Source organism: Pararhizobium arenae, assembly GCF_001931685.1.
GTDB lineage: Bacteria > Pseudomonadota > Alphaproteobacteria > Rhizobiales > Rhizobiaceae > Pararhizobium > Pararhizobium arenae.
The window spans coordinates 363,904-382,831 of the sequence record NZ_MOOY01000005.1; the positions used below are offsets into that span (position 1 = coordinate 363,904).

17 protein-coding genes are annotated in these 18,928 nt (G+C 62.7%); 4 read left to right on the plus strand and 13 right to left on the minus strand.

Annotation, left to right across the window (positions count from 1 at the left end; all coding sequences use genetic code 11):
• Position 1: 1 nt before the first annotated feature.
• From hutH to hutF, 7 genes are all read right to left on the minus strand, one after another.
• Entirely contained in the window at positions 2-1,537 is a 1,536-nt protein-coding gene (hutH, locus tag BLX89_RS13435; protein WP_075291402.1) for a histidine ammonia-lyase, read from the minus strand.
• Positions 1,534-2,754 (minus strand): imidazolonepropionase, encoded by a 1,221-nt coding sequence (gene hutI, locus BLX89_RS13440; protein ID WP_075291403.1) that lies wholly within the window; start codon positions 2,752-2,754, stop codon positions 1,534-1,536. Before hutI ends, hutH begins: the two co-directional genes overlap by 4 nt.
• On the minus strand, positions 2,751-4,259 hold the full coding sequence (locus BLX89_RS13445) for an HAL/PAL/TAL family ammonia-lyase (protein ID WP_075291404.1): 1,509 nt from the start codon (positions 4,257-4,259) through the stop codon (positions 2,751-2,753). The genes hutI and BLX89_RS13445 overlap by 4 nt, the downstream gene beginning before the upstream one ends.
• A complete protein-coding gene (locus tag BLX89_RS13450; protein ID WP_075291405.1) occupies positions 4,252-5,082 on the minus strand; it encodes a quaternary amine ABC transporter ATP-binding protein in 831 nt (276 codons plus the stop codon). Before BLX89_RS13450 ends, BLX89_RS13445 begins: the two co-directional genes overlap by 8 nt.
• Positions 5,075-5,932, minus strand: a complete 858-nt coding sequence (locus BLX89_RS13455; RefSeq protein WP_075291406.1) for an ABC transporter permease — start codon at positions 5,930-5,932, stop codon at positions 5,075-5,077. Before BLX89_RS13455 ends, BLX89_RS13450 begins: the two co-directional genes overlap by 8 nt.
• An 87-nt stretch (positions 5,933-6,019) precedes the next feature.
• The gene (locus BLX89_RS13460; RefSeq protein WP_075291407.1) at positions 6,020-7,057 is read right to left on the minus strand and encodes an ABC transporter substrate-binding protein; all 1,038 of its coding nucleotides are present in this window, start codon (positions 7,055-7,057) and stop codon (positions 6,020-6,022) included.
• A 46-nt stretch (positions 7,058-7,103) separates the two neighbouring features.
• Complete coding sequence (gene hutF, locus BLX89_RS13465; protein WP_075291408.1) at positions 7,104-8,474, minus strand: formimidoylglutamate deiminase; 1,371 nt, start codon at positions 8,472-8,474, stop codon at positions 7,104-7,106.
• Between the two features lie 182 nt (positions 8,475-8,656).
• Here hutF and hutC point away from each other — a divergent pair, with 182 nt between their 5' ends.
• A complete protein-coding gene (gene hutC, locus BLX89_RS13470; protein WP_075291409.1) occupies positions 8,657-9,391 on the plus strand; it encodes a histidine utilization transcriptional repressor HutC in 735 nt (244 codons plus the stop codon).
• On the opposite strand, the gene BLX89_RS13475 is transcribed toward hutC, so the two are convergent.
• From BLX89_RS13475 to BLX89_RS13495, 5 genes are all read right to left on the minus strand, one after another.
• Entirely contained in the window at positions 9,392-10,153 is a 762-nt protein-coding gene (locus BLX89_RS13475; protein WP_075291410.1) for an SDR family NAD(P)-dependent oxidoreductase, read from the minus strand.
• Positions 10,154-10,225: 72 nt separating this feature from the next.
• Positions 10,226-11,038: an ABC transporter permease gene (locus BLX89_RS13480; protein WP_075291411.1), complete on the minus strand. Its 813-nt coding sequence runs from the start codon at positions 11,036-11,038 to the stop codon at positions 10,226-10,228.
• Entirely contained in the window at positions 11,038-11,904 is an 867-nt protein-coding gene (locus BLX89_RS13485) for an ABC transporter permease (RefSeq protein ID WP_075291412.1), read from the minus strand. Before BLX89_RS13485 ends, BLX89_RS13480 begins: the two co-directional genes overlap by 1 nt.
• Before the next feature lie 162 nt (positions 11,905-12,066).
• Positions 12,067-13,230, minus strand: a complete 1,164-nt coding sequence (locus tag BLX89_RS13490; RefSeq protein ID WP_075291413.1) for a polyamine ABC transporter substrate-binding protein — start codon at positions 13,228-13,230, stop codon at positions 12,067-12,069.
• 24 nt (positions 13,231-13,254) lie between these two features.
• The gene (locus BLX89_RS13495; protein WP_075291414.1) at positions 13,255-14,352 is read right to left on the minus strand and encodes an ABC transporter ATP-binding protein; all 1,098 of its coding nucleotides are present in this window, start codon (positions 14,350-14,352) and stop codon (positions 13,255-13,257) included.
• A gap of 393 nt (positions 14,353-14,745) precedes the next feature.
• On the opposite strand from BLX89_RS13495, the gene BLX89_RS13505 reads away from it, so the two are divergent.
• The 3 genes from BLX89_RS13505 (at position 14,746) to BLX89_RS13515 (ending at position 18,623) form a co-directional block, all read left to right on the plus strand.
• Positions 14,746-15,558 carry a helix-turn-helix domain-containing protein gene (locus BLX89_RS13505; protein ID WP_075291416.1) on the plus strand — a complete coding sequence of 271 codons (813 nt, stop codon included), beginning with the start codon at positions 14,746-14,748 and terminating at the stop codon, positions 15,556-15,558.
• A 104-nt stretch (positions 15,559-15,662) separates the two neighbouring features.
• Complete coding sequence (locus tag BLX89_RS13510) at positions 15,663-17,927, plus strand: MHYT domain-containing protein (RefSeq protein WP_083637496.1); 2,265 nt, start codon at positions 15,663-15,665, stop codon at positions 17,925-17,927.
• Positions 17,928-18,146: 219 nt separating this feature from the next.
• Entirely contained in the window at positions 18,147-18,623 is a 477-nt protein-coding gene (locus tag BLX89_RS13515; protein WP_075291418.1) for a transglutaminase-like cysteine peptidase, read from the plus strand.
• A gap of 18 nt (positions 18,624-18,641) precedes the next feature.
• Here the strand turns inward: BLX89_RS13515 and BLX89_RS13520 are convergent, their stop codons facing one another.
• Positions 18,642-18,902: a hypothetical protein gene (locus BLX89_RS13520; protein ID WP_075291419.1), complete on the minus strand. Its 261-nt coding sequence runs from the start codon at positions 18,900-18,902 to the stop codon at positions 18,642-18,644.
• Positions 18,903-18,928 lie beyond the last annotated feature (26 nt).

Sequence of the window (18,928 nt, forward strand, 5' to 3'; positions counted from 1 at the left end):
CTCAGCCCTCCAGCGCCGGCAGCAGACCGGCGGAGACACTGGCCGTCAACGTGCCGTCGGCCACAAGCGATGTCGCCGCAGCGAGATCGGGCGCCATGAAGCGATCTTCTTCCAGCGTCGCCACGACCTTGCGCAGGGCAGCAATCGCCTTGCGGAGTTCGGAGCTCGTTGCCAGCGGCGCGCGGAATTCAACGCCCTGTGCCGCGGTCAGCGCCTCGATGCCGATGATCGAGAAGAGGTTTTCCGTCATCTGCAGCAGGCGGCGTGCGCCATGGCAGGCCATGGAAACATGATCTTCCTGATTGGCCGAGGTGGGGGTCGAATCCACCGAGGCCGGGTGCGCCATCTGCTTGTTCTCGCTCATCAGTGCGGCCGAAGTAACTTCGGCGATCATCAGCCCGGAGTTGAGGCCGGGCTTTTTCGCAAGAAAGGCCGGCAGGCCGTAGGAGAGGGCCGGATCGACGAGCAGCGCGATACGACGCTGGGCAATCGCACCGATCTCGCACACCGCGATGGCGATCTGGTCGGCCGCGAAGGCAACGGGCTCGGCGTGGAAGTTGCCGCCGGAAACGACGCTATCGTCGGACAGCACCAGCGGATTGTCTGTCACCGCATTGGCTTCGATCTCCAAGGTGCGGCCGGCCATGCGCAGAAGATCGAGGCAGGCGCCATCGACCTGCGGCTGGCAGCGGATGCAGTAAGGGTCCTGCACGCGCTCGTCGCCCTGCAAATGGCTTTCGCGGATGACGGAGCCGGCGAGTAGGCCGCGAAGCGCAGCCGCCGTATCGATCTGGCCCTGATGGCCGCGCAGGGTGTGGATATCGGCCGTGAACGGTGCGGAGGAGCCCATGGCGGCATCGGTCGAAAGCGCACCGGTGATCAACGCCGCCTGCGCTGCACGATGGGCACGGAACAGGCCGGCCAAGGCCAGCGCCGTCGAAGCCTGCGTGCCGTTGATCAGGGCCAGGCCTTCCTTCGCGGCCAGCACGACAGGTGTCAGGCCGGCCTTTTCGAGCGCTGCTGCACCGGGCAGGCGTTCGCCTTGATAGAAGGCTTCCGCCTCGCCCATCATCACGGCAGCCATATGGGCAAGCGGCGCGAGATCGCCGGATGCGCCGACGGAACCCTTTCCCGGGATCAGCGGCGTCACGCCTTTTTCCAGCATGCCCTCGATCAGCCGAACGAGGTCGAGCCGCACACCGGAAGCGCCGCGGCCGAGCGAGATCAACTTCAGCGCCATGATCAGGCGCACGATGTTTTCGGCCAGCGGCTGGCCGACGCCGCAGCAATGGGAGAGGATCAGGTTACGCTGGAGCGTTGCCGTGTCGGCCGCCTCGATCTTGATCGAGGCCAGCTTTCCAAAGCCGGTGTTGATGCCGTAGACGGGCTCGTTGCCGGCGGCGATCGCCGCGATGCGGGCGGCGGCACGTTCGATGCCGGCATCGAAGCTGCGGTCGAGGGCGACGGTTTCAGCGTTCCAGTAGATCCGGGAAAGCTCGGCAAGCGAGACGTTGCCGGGGCGGAGCGTTATGGTCATGGTTGTTTTCCTCCATCCATCGTGCCCTTGAACACCCGCTTGTGCAGCGGGTTGTAGCCGAAGCGGTAGACCAGCTCGGCCGGGCTTTCGATGTTCCAGATTGCGAGGTCGGCCTGTTTGCCGGCCTCGATTGTTCCGATATCTGCGAGCTTGCCCAGTGCGCGCGCCGCTTCGCGGGTCACGCCCGCCAAGCATTCCTCGACGGTCATATGAAAGAGCGTCGCGCCCATGTTCATCGTCAGGAGCAGCGACGTCAGCGGCGAGGTGCCGGGGTTGCAGTCCGTCGCAAGCGCCATCTTCGTCGCGTGCTTGCGGAAGAGATCGACAGGCGGCTTCTTGGTTTCGCGAATGAAATAATAGGCGCCGGGCAGCAGCACGGCGACAGTGCCAGCCTTGGTCATGGCGGCGGCGCCTTCGTCATCGGTGTATTCAAGATGGTCTGCCGAGAGCGCGCTGTACTCTGCCGCAAGGGCCGCACCATGCAGGTTGGAAAGCTGGTCGGCATGCAGCTTCACCGGCAGGCCCAATGCCTTTGCCGCGTCGAAGACGATCCGCATCTCTTCCGGCGAAAAGGCGATGCCTTCGCAGAACCCGTCGACGGCATCGACCAGCCTTTCGGCATGGGCGGCCTTCAGCCCCGGCAGCACGACGTCGCGAATGAAGTCGCCATGGCGGCCCTTGTAGTCGGCGGGTGTCGCATGGGCGCCGAGATAGGTGGTGGTGAGGTTGACAGACCGCTGGCCGCCAAGCGCACGGGCCGCCCGCAGCATCTTGGCCTCGTCGGCGACTGTCAGGCCATAGCCGGATTTCACTTCGACCGTCGTCGTTCCTTCCGCGATCAGTGCGTCCAGCCGCGGCAGGCTCTGCGCAACAAGATCGTCTTCGCTTGCGGCGCGGACCTGGCTGACGGAGGAGACAATGCCGCCACCGGCCCGGGCAATCTCTTCATAGGAGGCGCCAGCGAGCCGCATTTCAAATTCGCGCGCGCGGTTTCCGGCGTGAACGATATGGGTGTGGCAGTCGATCAGCCCCGGCGTGATCCAGCGTCCCTCGCAATCGATGACATCCGCATCCGCCGGCACGGAGAGGTCGCGTTCTTCTCCGGCATAGGCAATGCGCTCGCCATCGATCAGGATCGCACCGTTCTCGATGACGCCGAGGCCTTCAAACATCGGGGACAGCGTTGCCAGCCGTGCATTGCGCAGCAGCGTTTTCATGCGCCCTCGCTTTCGGTGTCGGGATGCGTCCCGCCGATCATGGCGCTGACTTTGGCAACCTCGCGGTTCAGCGGCCGGTCGTCGCGATAGAAGGCTACCGTGTTGCGAACGCGGCCGTAGAGCGCGGCAGTCCGGGTTGCTTTGGCCACAGACTTGCCTTGCAGGTCGTAAGCCTGCGCTGCCGCCACCACTTCGATGGCGAGCACGGTCTGCAGATTGCTAAGGATGGCGAGCGCTTTTTCGGCAGCCGGTGTCGCATGCGTCAGGATATCTTCCTGAAGCGCCGAAGTGATGCCGCCATCAAGGCTTGCCGGTGCCGCCAGGCGCCGGTTCTCGGCAACAAGGGCTGCTGCCGTGTACTGGATGATCATGAAACCTGAAGAGACACCGCTTCCTTCGGCAAGGAAGGCGGGCAGGCCGCTCACCAGCGGGTTGACCAGCCGGTCGATCCGCCGTTCCGCAATCGCAGCCAGTCCGGCGGCGGCAGTCGCAAGGCTGTCGAGTGCCAGCCCGAGGGCCGCACCCACGGCATGGGCCTGGGAATGAACTTCAGGCTCGGTGGGTGTGCCGGCCACGACCGGATTGTCCGTGACGCTCGCCAGTTCGCGATCGACGACGACACGCACCTGTTCCAGCGCATCCCTGATGGCACCGTGGATTTGCGGCACGGCACGCAGGCTGAGGGGGTCCTGCGTGCGGCTGCCGGCCGATTGCGCCAGCAACGCGCTGCCTTCGAGCCAGCGACGCAGATTGCGGCCGACCTGCTGCAGGCCCGGAGACTGGCGCAGGGCCAGCGGCATTTCCGCGAAAGGATCGGCCTGGGCGCCCAGGTTTTCATAGGTCATGGCCGCTGCAGCATCGGCCCATTCAACGAGATGAGCGAGACGCGCGACGGCGAGAGCGCCGAGACCGGTCGCACACGGCGTACCGTTGACGAGGCTCAGGCCTTCCTTGGCCTTTAGCGTCAGAGGCGCAAGACCGATCCGCTTCAGCGCCTCGGCCCCCGGGATGACATTCGCGCCATCACGGCACTCGCCTTCGCCGATCAACACAAGGCCGATGGCGGCGGCATGGGTCAGGTAGCCCACCGAACCGCGCGAAGGAATGAGCGGCAGCAAATCTGCATTGAGCAGCGCCGTCAGCGTTTCGATGACCTCCAGGCTCACGCCGGAAAAGCCGTGCGAGAAGTTGGCGATCTGCGCGGCCACGACGGCGCGCGTTTCTTGCCTCTCGAGCGGTGCCCCGACGCCGCAGGCGTGGCTCAGGATGATGTTGCGCGACAGTGCCTGCTGGTTTTCCCGGCTGATGATCACGTCGCAGAGCGCGCCAACGCCGGTATTGATTCCGTAGCCACGGATTTCCCGCTCCACGAGCGCATCGACGATCGCTCGTGCCTCCACGATTCGGCGGCGTGTGTTTTCCGAAAGCGAAAGCTTCGCGCCGTTGGCGATAGCAGCGATGTCCTTCCAGCCGAGCGGACCGTCGATCGTAACCGTATCAGCCATGATGGCCAACCTCCGCACCGGCACGGCGCTGCACGAAGCGGGCGACGTAGTCGTCCGCCGGCGTGTTGAGGATCTGGCTTGGCGTGCCCACCTGCACCAGCTTGCCATCCTTGAGGATGGCGATCTCGGCACCGATGCGCAGGGCCTCGTCGAGATCGTGGGTGATGAAGACGATCGTCTTGGAGAGGTTCTTTTCGAGCTGCAGCAACTGGTCCTGCATATCGGTGCGGATCAGCGGGTCGAGCGCCGAGAAGGCTTCGTCCATGAGGATGACATCGGTATCGGCGGCGAGTGCCCGTGCAAGGCCGACGCGCTGTTTCATGCCGCCGGACAACTGGTGCGGATACTTGTTTTCGTAGCCGGCAAGACCAACGGTCTCGATCCACTTCATGCCGATCGGATTGGCATCCGCCTTGCTCAAGCCCCGCACCCGCTGGCCATAGACGACATTCTGCAGCACCGTGCGGTGTGGCATGAGGCCAAAGCTCTGGAAGACCATGCTGACCCGATGGGTGCGGAAGTCGCGCAAATCCCTGGGTTTGAGGTCGAGCACATTCTTGCCGTCGATCAGGATTTCGCCCGATGTCGGCTCGATCAGCCGGTTGATGTGGCGCACCAGGGTCGATTTTCCGGAACCGGAAAGCCCCATGATCACGAAGATGCGGGATGCGCCGATCTTGAGGCTGATATCGTTGAGCCCGATGCTGCAACCGGTGCGCTCGAGGATTTCGGGTTTTTGGGCGCCGTTGCGGGCCATGGCCATGGCCTCGCCGGCGTTCTTGCCAAAGATCTTGAAGACGTTGCGGATTTCGATCTCAGCCATTCTGGCCATCCTCAAGCTTGGAGCGGCCGAAGCCCTGGGTGATGCGATCGAGCACGATCGCCAGAATGACGATGCCGAGGCCGGCTTCGAGGCCCTTGCCGACATCCAGCGTCTGGATGCCGTTCAACACCTGCTCGCCGAGGCCGCGGGCACCGATCATCGAGGCGACGACGACCATGGAGAGCGCCATCATGATCGTCTGGTTGAGCCCGGCCATAATGGTGGGCGTTGCCAGCGGTAGCTCGACGCCGAACAGGATCTGTCGCGGGCTTCCGCCAAAGGCCGTGGCGGCTTCAACGACTTCGCCATCGACCTGCCGGATGCCAAGGTCGGTCAGGCGAATGAGCGGCGGCACCGCGTAGACGATGGTTGCGAGAACGGCCGGGACCTTGCCGAGGCCGAAGAGCATGATCGCCGGGATAAGATAGACGAAGCTCGGCATGGTCTGCATTACGTCGAGTACCGGCAGGGTGATGCTGCGCATCAGCCGGCTCTTGGCAAGCCAGATGCCCATGGGAACGCCGATCGCCACCGAGATCAGCGTCGCCATAAGCATCAGCGCCAGCGTCTGCATGGCGAGGTCCCAGAGCCCGAGCGCCCCGATCGCAAACAGCAGCACGGCCACGACGATCACCAGCGAAACCTTGCGGGTCGCCTGCCATGTCAGGACCATAAAGGCGATGATCATCACCCACCAGGGCAGGCCGCGCAAAATCCATTCGATGAACAGGATCGCCTGCAGGATGGTGTGGGAGATCGCCTTGAAGACAAAACCGTAATTGACCACCAGCGCCTGGACCGCCGTGTTGATCGGCTCGCGGATGGAGATATGGAGGGCATCGGGAAACATCGCTCACGTCCTTGGAATGGCTGAAAAGCCACCGTCGATTGTCCGACGGTGAAAACGGCCGCGCGGTGGACGCGCGGCCGGTTCAGGTTACTTCAGCGAGGATTCGATCTTGGTCTTGGCTTCCTGCGAAACCCACGCACCCCAGACGTCGCCCTTGGTCTTCAGGAATTCTGCTGCAGCCGTCGCGGCATCAACCTTCTGGTCGACCATGTAGGCGAGGCTTGCATTGATGTCTGCAAGCGGGAAGGTCGCCTTTTCAAGGATCTCGATGATCTCCGGCGCCTCCTTGGCAAAGGTGCTGTTGACGCCGTACGCCACTTCGACACCCGGGAAGGCGCAAGCCTCCTCGCGCTTGCCGGTGGCGCTCGTCAGTTCCTTCCAGCAGGCATCGTTATAGGCCGGCTCTTCCAGCTGAACGAGCTTGAACTTGCCCATGATGGCCGTCGGGTTCCAGTAGTAGAAGAGCACCGGTTCGCCCTGCAGATAGGCGGCGCTGATGCCGGCGTCGAGCGCGGTGCCCGTGCCCGGGCGGAAGTTCACGTAGTTATCCGTAAGCTTGTAGGCTTCGAGCTTGGCGGTGTTGACGCCTTCGCAGGTCCAGCCCGACGGGCAGTTCAGGAAGCGGCCCTTGGAAGGCTCTTCCGGGTCCTTGAAGAGTTCAACGATCTTCGGGTCCGTGAGCTGGGAAACACTCTTCAGGTCGGGCGCTGCCGGCTTGATGCCGCGGGCTTCGTCGCCCTTGACGAGATATTCCGGCACGAACCAGCCTTCGGAGGCGCCAACGAAGGTCTTGCCGACGGAGACGACCTGACCGGCAGCGGCGGCATTGTTCCAGACGTCGGAACGGCCGATCCATTCTTCGGCGAAGATCTGCACGTCATTGTTGGCGGTCGCCTGTTCGAGCGTCACCGAGTTGCCGGGGATCGAATCCACCTGGCAGTCATAGCCGTTGGCAAGAATGGTCTTCATGACCTCGGTGATAAGAGCGCCGCTTTCCCAGTCGATGCCGGCAAAGGTAACGGTCTTGCCGTCGCCGCAATAGGAGGCTGCATTGGCGCCGGTCATCGAGCCGCCGAGCATCAGGGCGGTGGCGAGCAGCGTGTATTTCAGTTTCGAGTTCAGCATGTGGTTCCCCTTTTTGTGCTGTTGAAACGAAGGTGAATTTTCGGGTTCAGGCGAGTTTCCGAAGAACCTCCCGGAATGCGCGGTCGATCTCTTCTTCCCGTTCGTGGCGGCCGTCACGGACGACCCACCGGCCAGCGGCCATGACGTCGCGAACGGCTTCGTTCCCGAGAGCGAAAAGCCAGCGCCCAAGGATCTGGTCGCCGGAGGCGGTGCCGATGAAAGGATTGTTGCCGTCGAGCACGACCAGATCGGCTCTTGCGCCAACGCGGATACCCATTGTCTCAAGACCCGCCGCCTGGGCGCCGCCCTTCAGCGCCGCGTCGAACAGGGTGCGACCGACGGAGGCGCCGGCGCCGGAGGCGATCCGGTTGCGGCGGCGGTCGCGCAGGCGCTGGCCGTATTCCAAGAGGCGCAATTCTTCCGAGACCGTGGTTGCCACATGGCTGTCGGTGCCGATGCCGATCGCGCCGCCATGGCTCATGAAATCCGTTACCGGGAAAATGCCGTCGCCCAGATTGGCTTCGGTTGCCGGGCAGAGGCCCGCGACGGCACCGGAGCGGGCCAGTTGCTGCGTCTCGCCGGCCGTCATGTGCGTTGCATGGATCGCGCACCAGCGGCTGTCCACCGGTATCTCGTCCAGCAGGAATTCCACCGGCCGGCGACTGCTCCAGGCGAGGCAGTCTTCGACTTCCCGTTCCTGCTCGGCCACATGGATATGGATTGGGCCGCCGGTCTTTTCGGCTGCAAGCACGGCGCGCATTTCGTCCGGCGTTGCGGCTCTGAGCGAATGGATCGCGAGGCCGAGCTTGGCACCGGCTGCAGCGGTTTCGGGGTGGAGCGCTTCAAGCAGCGTTAGAAATTCGTCGACGCTGTGGATGAATGGCTTCTGCCCTTCGCCCGGCGCCGTGGCGCCAAAGCCGGCATGGGCGTAGAACACCGGCAGATGGGTGAGACCGATCCCCGTCGTCTGCGCGGCGCGAAGAATGCGCAGCGAGGTTTCCGCAGGATTTTCGTAACGCACGCCACCAAGGGCATGATGGAAATAGTGGAACTCGACGATGTGGCCAAAGCCGCCTTTGAGTAATTCACTATACAACTTTGCGGCGGTTGCCTCGATGTCGTCCGGCGACATGCGGCCGACCAGACGGTACATCATGTCGCGCCAGGTCCAGAAACTGTCGTCGGTCGATCCCGCAACTTCGGCGAGGCCGGCCATGGCGCGCTGGAAAGCGTGGGAATGCAGGTTATGCAGGGCGGGAACGACAGGACCCGCTGTAGATGCGCTTGCCGCAGAACGCGCAGCGCCTGCTTCGATTGCCGTGATGATCCCGTTTCCGTCTATGGTGACGGCAACGTCGGAAGCCCATCCCTCAGGCAGCAATATCTGTTGGCAATGCAGCGTCTGAGCAGCAGTCATTTGCGTGGCCTTCAAAAGTTGTATAGGGAACATGACAGAGTTTTTTTGAGCCGACAAGTGGGGCTTGCGGAAACTTTGGACTTTATTTTCGATGCATATTTTGTAAGCACATTAGGATCAGGCGACATTCGGCGTGCACAAAGCATCGCCTGATCTCGTGGGTGCCATAAAGGAAAGTGACGATGTCCGAGGGCGAACAGACCAGCCAAGCCGCGACGGGGCGGGAGATGCCGCTCTACGAGCGTCTCAAGGCGGATATCAAGCAGCGGATCGAGACCGGCGAATGGCCGGCGCATCACCGCGTTCCTTCCGAAAACGAGATGTCCGAGACGATGAATGTGAGCCGCATGACCGCCAACCGCGCGCTGCGGGAACTGGCGAGTGAGGGCGTCATCGTGCGGGTTCAGGGCAGCGGGTCATTCGTTGCCAGCAAGAAGCGCAGTGCTCCTTTTATGGGCGTTCGCAACATCGCCGACGAGATCAAGGAGCGTGGCTCGCTGCACATGCCGCAGGTCATTCTGGCCCAGACGGAAATCTGCGGCCACGATCTGGCCGAAGCGTTGGAGGTGGAGGTTGGCCGGCCCGCCTTTCATTCCGTCATTCTTCATCACGAGGACGACCTGCCGATCCAGCTGGAAGACCGTTTCGTCAATCCGTCCGTGGCGCCGGATTATCTCGCGCAGGATTTCACCAAGATCACGCCCAATGCCTACCTCACCAGCATCGCGCCGATTTCGCACACGGAGCAGTTCGTCGAGGCGGTCTTGCCGCAGCCCTGGGAGTGCAAGCATCTCGCCATCGTGCGTTCCGAGCCCTGCCTGCTGATCCGCCGCCGCACCTGGTCATCCGGCCGGATCGTCACATCCGTTCGGCTTCTTTATCCCGGCAGCCGCTATCGGCTTGAAAGCAGTTCGTAGTCACACCACCGTCTCGCCACCATCGACGACGAGGATCTGGCCGGTCATGTAGGACGAGCGATCCGAGACGAGGAAGAGGATCGGTTCGGCAATCTCCGAAACATCCGCCCAGCGGCCGAGCGGCACTTGCTTGGCGACATAGGCCTCGATCGCGTCGCGGCCGCCCATTTGGGCGATGAACGGCTCGTTGAAGGGGGTATCCACCCAGCCGGGGCAGAGCGCATTCACGCGGATGCCGAATTTCGCGTAGTCGCCGGCCATCTGCCGGGTCATGGCGATCACGGCGTGTTTCGTCGTCGTATAGGCGATCATCTCGCGGTCGTAGAGCACGCCGGAGGAGGATGAGGTGTTGAGGATCACGCCCCGGCCCGCCTTTTTCATGATCGGCATGACGAAACGCGACGCCATGAAATGCGCCCGCACATTCAGCGACCACGACCTGTCGAAACCATCGATCGCGACCTGTTCGAGATCGCCCGCCACCTGCGCGCCGGCATGATTGTGCAGGATATCGATGCGGCCGTGATGCTCGTAGACGGCGGCGATGCCGGCTTCCAAAGCCATGTCGTCGGTGACGTCAAGCACGAGGCTTTCGCCGCTGCCGCCGGCCTCGTGGATGAGGTCTACAGTCTCGCCGGCATTGATGAAATCGATATCGACGACCACCACATGGGCGCCTTCGCGGGCCATCGCGAGCGCGCCGGCCCGGCCGATGCCGGAACCCGCGCCGGTGACGATTGCGACCCGGTTGCTGAGGATCATGGCGGCCTCCCGTTTCTTCTGTTTTCGTTTGTCTTTTTTGGAAAACCGGTTCCCACTTTTGCCCGACAAACTCTAGTTATTTGTTTTCTTTTCGCGCATCAGGAAACGCGCGATCAGGATCATGCAGAGCGATGCCACCAGCACCATCGTCGCGATCGCGTTGATCTCGGGCGTGACGCCCCGGCGGATCGAGGCGAAGACGTAGATCGGCAGCGTCGTGTTGGAGCCGGCGACGAAGAAGGCGATGATGAAATCGTCGAAGGAGAAGGTGAAAGCGAGCAGAAAGCCGGCAAGGATCGACGGCATGATCTGCGGCAGCACGATCTCACGGAAGGTGGTGAGCGGCGTCGCGTAGAGATCGTTGGAGGCCTCGACGATATCGCGACCGAGGCTTGCGATGCGGGCTTTAACGATCATCGTCACCAGCGCCATCGAAAACAGTCCATGGGCTGCGATGATCGAGCCGAAGCCGAGCGACAGTTTCGGCGGCTGTTCGCCCGGCCACGCGGCCGCCAGCAGCGGGTTGAGGAAGCCGAAGACCTGCACGAGTGCAACAAGCGTGGCGATGCCGATGACGACGCCGGGAACGACGATGGCGGCGGCGAAGAGGCCGTCGAAGACGGCCCGCATCCGGCCACCGAGCCGCTCCATACCGAGCGCCGCCATGGTGCCGAAGACGGCGGCCAGCACGGCGCTGGTAAAGGCGATGACCAGGCTGTTTTGCAGCGCGTCCATCAGGAACGTATTAGAGAGCGCCTTGGCATACCACTGGGTCGAAAAGCCGACGAACTCGCTGGCGCTGCGGCCGGAGTTGAACGAGAACAGCACGACCAGCGCGATCGGCGCGTAAAGGAACAGATAAACGGCGGTGATCAAAGCGCGCATCAGACGAGATCCACCTGTCGGGTGCCGGCAAAGCGCCAGGCGATGCGCATGGCAATCAGCAGGATAAAGACGACAACCACGACAAGGGTCACGGCGATGGCCGAGCCGAAGGGCCAGTTGCGCGATTGCAGGAAGAGATCGACCAGCGCATTGCCGATGAAAAACACCTTGCCGCCGCCCAGCAGCTGCGGGATCAGATATTCGCCGAGAAGCAGGATGGTGACGAGCGCGACCCCGGTCATGACGCCCGGCAGCGACAGCGGCAGGGTGATGCCGAAGAAGGTGGAGAGCGGTTTTGCGCCGAGATCGGCGGAGGCCTCAAGCAGGCGGCGATCAAGCTTTTCGAGGCTCACATAGATGGGCATGATCATCAGCGGCAGATAGCCATAGACGATGCCGAGCAGCACGGCGCCCGGCGTATTGAGCAACCGCACATTCTCGATGCCGATCATCTCAAGGAGATGCGGGATGCCGCGGGCGCCGAGAATGTACATCCAGGCATAAACGCGCACGAGAAGGCTCGTCCAGAACGGCACGACCACCAGCGAGACCAGCACGAGGCGGTATCGCGGGCTGGCCTTCACGGCGAGATAATAGGCGACGGGGTAGGCGACCACGAGGCAGAGGAAAGCGCCGACAGGCGCGAGCAGCAGCGTGTTCTTGAAGGCGGCCGCGCGGGCGCCGAGATTGGCGAACTGCTCGAGAGTGAAGGACGGCTGATAGCCGCCTTCCGGGGCGCGCTCGCCAAAGGCGAAGACGACGATGGCGATGAACGGCAGCACCAGAAACACGAACAACCACAGGCTTGCCGGCGCCAGCAGCGCTGCTGTGACCAGGCGTTTTTTGGTTTCAGGCGAGGTGGCCATTGGATGTTTTCTGTTGGTGAATGGGGTCTACGGTCGTCCCCTCTCCCCGCGTGCGGGGAGAGGGCTAGGGTGAGGGGCAATACCGCGAACTCGGATTTTGCGGTTCTGCCCCTCATCCGCCCTTCGGGCACCTTCTCCCCGCGGGCGGGGAGAAGGGAAAGATCAAGCCGACTTGAACCGCGCCATCAGTTCCGCACGGGCCGGATCGGTCAGCGTCACGGCGGCGCCGAATTCCAGCGGGGTCAGCGAGGCTTCGTCCGGATAGACGATCTTGTTGGAGGTGATCTCCTTCGGCAGAAGCTCGATCACGCGGCTGTCGGTCGCGGGCGCGCCGTTGGCGATGTGCTCCTTCACGGCGTTCGTCGGGTCCATCAGGTAGTTGAGCAGGGCATAGCCGGCCGCCTTGTTCGGTGCATCCTTGGGGATGGCGTAGAAGTCGGTCCAGATTTCGCCGCCGTCGGTGCCGAGGATGTAAGCGATTTCCGGCATGTCGCGGTTGAGCTGCGCGCCGTCATTGGTCCAGCACATGGTCATCCAGGCATCGGTGGAGCGCATCGACGGCTGGTAGTCGGAGTTGATGGCGTAGAGATGCGGCTTGACCTTGATCAGCAGTTCCTCGGCCTTGGCGAGTTCGCCGGCGTCGATGGAGTTGAAGCCGTAGCCGAGCGAGACCAGCGCGCTGCCGATGGTGGTCAGCTGGTAGTCGTGCACCATGGCGCGACCGTCGGCCTCGGTCTGGGCGATCTCGAAGAAATCCTTCCAGCTCTTCAGCGGCGTCTTGAGCTTGTCGGTGTTGACCGCAAAGCCCGTCGTGCCCCAGTTCTTCGGCACGGCAAAGGTCTTGCCGTCGATCTGACCCTCCGAGGTGAAGCGGGTGTTCTGGGTGGTGGACGAGAAGTTCGGCACCTTCGACATGTCAAGTTCATCGATCAGGCCGAGCTTCTGGTAGGTGGAGATCGTGTAGTTGGTCGGCACGAACAGCGACCAGCCGGAGGCGCCGGCCTGCAGCTTCGCCAGCATTTCCTCGTTTGAGCCGAAGACGTTGACCTCGACGGCAACCCCGGTCGCGGCGGTGAAGTTCTCGAAGGTCGCGGGGTCGTGGTAGTTCGGCCAGGTGGCGATCGACATCTGCGTGCCGAGGTCTTCGGCGGCGTATGCCGGGGTCGACAGTGCGCCGGGGAAGCGGGTCATGACGGCGGTCGCAAGGCCGAGGCCGGTGATGCCGAGAAAGTGACGGCGCGAGACCGAGCCACGCTTCAGGCGCATGAACTCGTCCATGAAGCCCGATGCCGAGATGGGAAGATTATCCTTGTAGTCCTTGCTCATGATGCTGTTCCCTTTGTTTTGATTTTAGGCTGCACTTGATGCTGGAAAAATGTGGGCGGCTTTCGGATCGAAGCCGAGGAAGACCGCTTCGCCAGGCTCGACCAGTTCGCTGTCGGCAAGGCCGCGACGATCCGCCGTCACGAGAAAATCGCCAAGGCCGGGAACGCTGACGGCATATTCCGCCGACGAGCCGAGGAAGATGCGGTGAGTAACCGTGCCCTGGAACGAGGCGAGATCGGCTGTTGCTGCCCGGGTCAGGCGAATGGCCTCGGGGCGGATCGCGACAATCGCATCGCCGGACGCGACCGCACGGTTAGCTGCCGGGATCGCCGAGCCGTTTCTGAGCCGCAGCGTGATGCCGCCGGCTTCCAGCGTGGCGTCGATGCGGTTGGTCTTGCCAACGAAATCGGCCACGAAGAGATCGGCGGGACGGTCATAGACCTCCTGTGGCGAGCCGAGTTGGCGGATGCGCCCGGCGCTCATCACACAAACGACATCGGCCATGGACAATGCCTCTTCCTGATCGTGGGTGACGAGCACGAAGGTAATGCCGAGTTCACGCTGCAACGTCTGCAGTTCGATCTGCATGGCCGAGCGCAGCTTCTTGTCGAGGGCGGCGAGTGGTTCGTCGAGAAGCAGCACGGAGGGGCGATTGACGATGGCGCGGGCGAGCGCCACGCGCTGCTGCTGGCCGCCGGACATTTCATGGATCCGGCGCTTGGCGAAGCCGCCGAGCCGGACCATTTCCAGCGCTTCCGCCACGCGGCGGCTGATTTCGGCGGACGGAAGCTTCGGCCGCATCTGTTTCAGGCCATAGGCGACGTTCTGCTCGACGTCGAAATGGGGAAACAGCGCATAGTGCTGAAACACCATGTTGACCGGGCGGCGATAGGCCGGAATGCCGTTCATCTCGCGCCCGTCGATCAGGACGGTGCCTTCGCTCGGCTGCTCGAACCCGCCGATCATGCGCAGGCATGTGGTCTTGCCGCAGCCGGACGGACCGAGCAGGGCCAGGAAGGCGCCCTTCGGCACGGTGAGGTTGATGTCCGTCACGGCGGTCACGGCGCCATAGTTTTTCGTGACCGAACGGAACTCGATGTCGTTCGTCGAAGCGGATGTCAAATCTGTTCCCCGCGGCTGATTTGTGAAGGGCAGTCTATCGCTGCCTTATGCCACCGTCGTTAGGAAAAGAGTAAGCCCGGCGGTCTCGGACGGTATATACCCCGAAAGAGGTATTTCAGCTCGAAAAGCTTCGTGGAAGGTATATACCGAGGGTATGGATTTGTTGGGCGACGCATGTCGGTGTGCGCTGTCGTCCCCTCTCCCCGCGAGCGGGGAGAGGGCTAGGGTGAGGGGCAAAGCTCTCGTCCTCGAGAGCGCGGCGACGATGCCCCTCATCCGGCCTGTCGGCCACCTTCTCCCCGCGCGCGGGGAGAAGGGATATGCCGCGCTTTCACCCGTCACTCTCCCTGCCGAGGAGGGTGAAATCGCAATCGCCAGAGGGGAGGCTGAACGATGAGCATAAATCTGGAGGCACTCTTCCAGGCCTTCGGCGCCACCATCGGCAAGCCCGCCATGGACGATGCGACCTTCGGCGAGACCTTCCGCCAGATGATGTCGGCGCTGGTGCGGTTCGATTACATCGTCGTCTTTGCCTATCGCGGGCAGGAGCGGCCGATCGATCTCTACAGCACCTTCAATGCGAAGGAGCACATCATCTTCGTGACGCTCTATCAGGCGGGGCCGTACCTGCTTGATCCCTTCTATCACACCGCGCAGGCCCGCCGCTCCGGCGTTTTTCGCATGCGGGAACTCGCCCCGGATCGCTTCTTCTCCAGCGAATATTACCGGACCTATTACGTCCAGACCGGCCTTGCGGAAGAGATCGGTTTCTTCGTCACCACGGAAGATGACATCACCATCGCGCTCTCTCTGATGCGGCGCGAGGAGACCGGCGCTTTTCCCGCTGCCGATTTTGCCGTGCTGAAACAGGCCGAGCCGCTGGTATCGGCTATGGTCCGCTACTACTGGTCCGGCCTCGGCAGCCGTTTCGATGCGCAGCGAAAATCGGGGTCTCGTGGCGGAAAGCGGAGCGGGCAGGACAAGGCGCTGCAGCCCGCCGATGCCGTCTGGCGCGATCTCAACCTCACCAGCCGCGAAACGGCGATCGTCGATCTCGTGCTTCAGGGCCATTCGTCGGAATCGATCGGCCTGAAGCTCAACATCTCCACCGGCACCGTAAAGGTCCACCGCCGCAACGTTTATCGCAAGCTCGGCATCTCCTCCCAGACCCAGCTTCTGTCGCTCTATCTGCGCAGTCTCGCCTGATCGTCGGCGAAGGTCGTGGGCTACTCCCGATACATTGTTTTCATGGCTTTACCCGGGCTGCAAAGCGGCTAGTTTCACGGGGGGATTCTAAGGAGCACAGGAACATGGACGCAATGGTCGGATCGCACGACAGCTTTCTTGTGGTTCTTGCCGTGATGATTGCCGTTGCGGCGTCCTATACCGCCCTCGATCTCGGCGCGCGGATCAGCGCGGCTGAAAGCCGGCTCGGCGCCCTGGCATGGCTGGTCACGGCTGCCGTCTGCATGGGTGGCGGCATCTGGGCAATGCATTTCGTCGCCATGCTTGCTTATGCGCTGCCGGATATGCAGGTGGCCTATGACCCCTGGCTGACGGCCATCTCGCTGGTGACGGCAATTGTCGTCACCGGTGTCGGCTTCGCGCTCGTTGTCAGGGAGGGGAGTGGGCACACGGCCCTGATTTTCGCCGGCCTTTTCATGGGCAGCGGCATTCTGGCCATGCATTACCTCGGCATGGCCGCGATGCGCATGCAGGCGGCACTGGTCTACGATATCGCGTGGGTGGTGATCTCCGTCCTCATCGCCATCGGAGCATCGATCGCGGCGCTATGGCTGGCGTTTCGACGCGCCGGTTTCCTGCAAAAGTCTTTGTCGGCCCTGGCCATGGGGCTCGCCATCTCGGGTATGCATTTTGCCGGCATGCGGGCCGCCTCCTTTCATATGCATGACGGTGTGGATGCCATGCAGCCTGTTGCCGGCAGCGTCGATCAGGGCAATCTGGCCCTTGCCGTGTCGGCGATCGCGTTTCTGATCCTGCTTGCGGCGATCATCGCCGCCATGTTCGATCGCCGGTTCGCAGCGCTTGCCACAAGAGAGGCGATGGCTCTCAAGCGGAGCGAGGAGCAGTTCCGTTCGCTTTATCGCCGCACGCCGCTTCCGCTTCACGCCCTGGGTGCGGACGGCAGGATCGAGGAGATCAGCGATGCCTGGCTGGCGCTGCTCGGCTACGAGCGTGAGGCTGTGATAGGTCGCCCCCTGATCAATTTCATGACGGAGGAATCGGCGCGGCAGAGGCTGCAGGACTGGAAGACGCTGCTGTCGACGGGCGAGCTTCGCGAGCGGGAGTACCGGCTGGTGACCCGTGAAGGTGAATTCATCGATGTGCTTTCGACGTCGAAGGTGGAACGGGACGACGATGGCAACTTCGTCCGCGCGATTGGCGGTCTGGTCGATGTGACGGCACGCCGGCGCGCGGAAGAGGCCCTGCTGCAGGCCCAGAAGATGGAGGCCATCGGTCAGCTCACCGGCGGCGTCGCCCACGATTTCAACAACATTCTGGCCGTCATCCTCGGCAACCTCGAAATGCTGCGCAAGCGGGTCGGGGACGACGAACGGATATTGCGTTTTGCCGACAATGCCATGGAAGGCGCAAGGAAGGGCGCAAGCCTTACGCAGCGCATGCTGTCCTTTGCGCGAAAGCAGCATCTGAGTTCCGAAGCCGTCGATGTCGGTGCGCTCGTTGAGGGCATGCGCGACCTGCTTGACCGCTCGCTCGGGCCCAGGGTGTCGCTGGTCTTCCAGTTTCCGCAGTCTCTTCCCGCAGTCAACGCCGATCCGCATCAGCTGGAAATGGCTTTACTCAATCTTGCGGTCAACGCCAGAGATGCCATGGATCAAGGGACGATCGCCTTCACGGCGTTGGAATCAACCCAGCCCCCGCCGCCCCTCGAAGCGGGAAATTACGTCTGTATTTCCGTTTCGGATGATGGCCAAGGCATGGATGAGGAAACGTTGGCGCGTGCACGCGAGCCCTTCTTCACGACCAAGGGCGTCGGACGGGGCACCGGCCTTGGACTTTCGATGGCAAACGGATTTGCCGAGCAATCGGGCGGCACTCTTGTCATTTCGAGCCAGAAGGGAGCCGGAACGACCATCGAGGTCTGGCTTCCCGTCGCCGCAGCCGCACCGTCACCAGCTGTCGGCACCGAGCCCGGCCCGGTCGCGGTCGATCATTCCCGCAGCCTGAACGGAAGGACCGTGATGGTGGTGGATGACGAAATCCTGATCCTGCTCGGCACGGAAGCCATTCTCCAGGATCAAGGGGTCAACGTCATAGCGGCCAGCACGGCGATCGAGGCGCTAGAACTCTATAATCGCCATCCTGAAATCGCCTGCCTTGTCACCGATTATGCAATGCCGGGCATGACCGGCGCCCAGCTTGCGGCGGCCCTGCGTGTTCGCAACCCCGCTTTGCCCATCGTCATCGCGACGGGTTATGCGGAAGTGCCGGAGGAAATCGCCGGCTACAGGACGCTCCAGAAGCCGTACTCGGTGGATCTGCTGGTGAATACCATTGCGGCCGCGATCGTTGAACGTGAACTGCAGGCTTGATCGCGAAGGTCGAGCGCCTCTGGCGAGGAGCTTCAAAACGTGGTGAACTGCCGGGAAATAGAAGTATCCGGCACGCACAATTTTGCGTGCATGCCGCTTGCAGCCTCGTGATTGCCATTTTCTTTACATCTCATTGAGCATGATCGGGGTGAAATCATGCGGCGCTGGGCGGCGGTGTAAAAGCCGTGACCCGGCCGGGGTGTTCATGAGGGGCAGCACATGGGCAAGGGCTTCTGTATGTCAGCGGTCATCTCCGCGCTCGCCATCGCAGGATGGCAGGCCTACTCCCTCGACGTGCCCGCCGCGACGAAACCTGCAAAGCCGCAGCCGGTCGCCTTTTCCCTCTACTGCCTGCGCAACATCGACGAATGCCCGACGAAAGGGCCGAAGAAAGTGGCGATGACCGCGCAACTGCGTTCGACGATCGCCTATGTGCATTATCAGGTGAATGCGGAAATCAGGCCCCAGAGCGAGGCCGACGATGTCTGGCAGGCCGACGTCGCCTCCGGCGATTGCGATGACTACGTGATGACCAAGAGGCGGAGGCTTATCGAGGCCGGTATCCCGCCTACGGCGATGGGCCTGCGCTTGAAGCGTCTGGCCGACGGCGAAGGGCACGTTACTTTGCTGGTGCGAACCACGGAAGGCACTTACGAACTGGACAATCTGCGCAAAAGCGTTATCCGGCGCTTCTGACCACCGGTAGGGACGGCATCACTCGGCGTCCTGCCTCACGCGCCTGCTGAACCGCAGGCGCCGAAGCGAGAACGTCGGCAACTGCCTCACCTCCGGCGCAATGACCAGTTCAAAAAACGTGCCCGGTTTCTCCGCCTCGACCATCTTGTCCACGAGCATGCGGTCGGGGCAATCGAACACTCGCAGGTTGCCGCGCGCCGAAACGATGCCAAGGAGATGCTCCGTGGCGTCGTAATAAATTCTCTTGATCGATCTTGACTGCAAGTCCCAGCAAAGCATGGCAAAGCCCCCGCTTCGAATGCGTC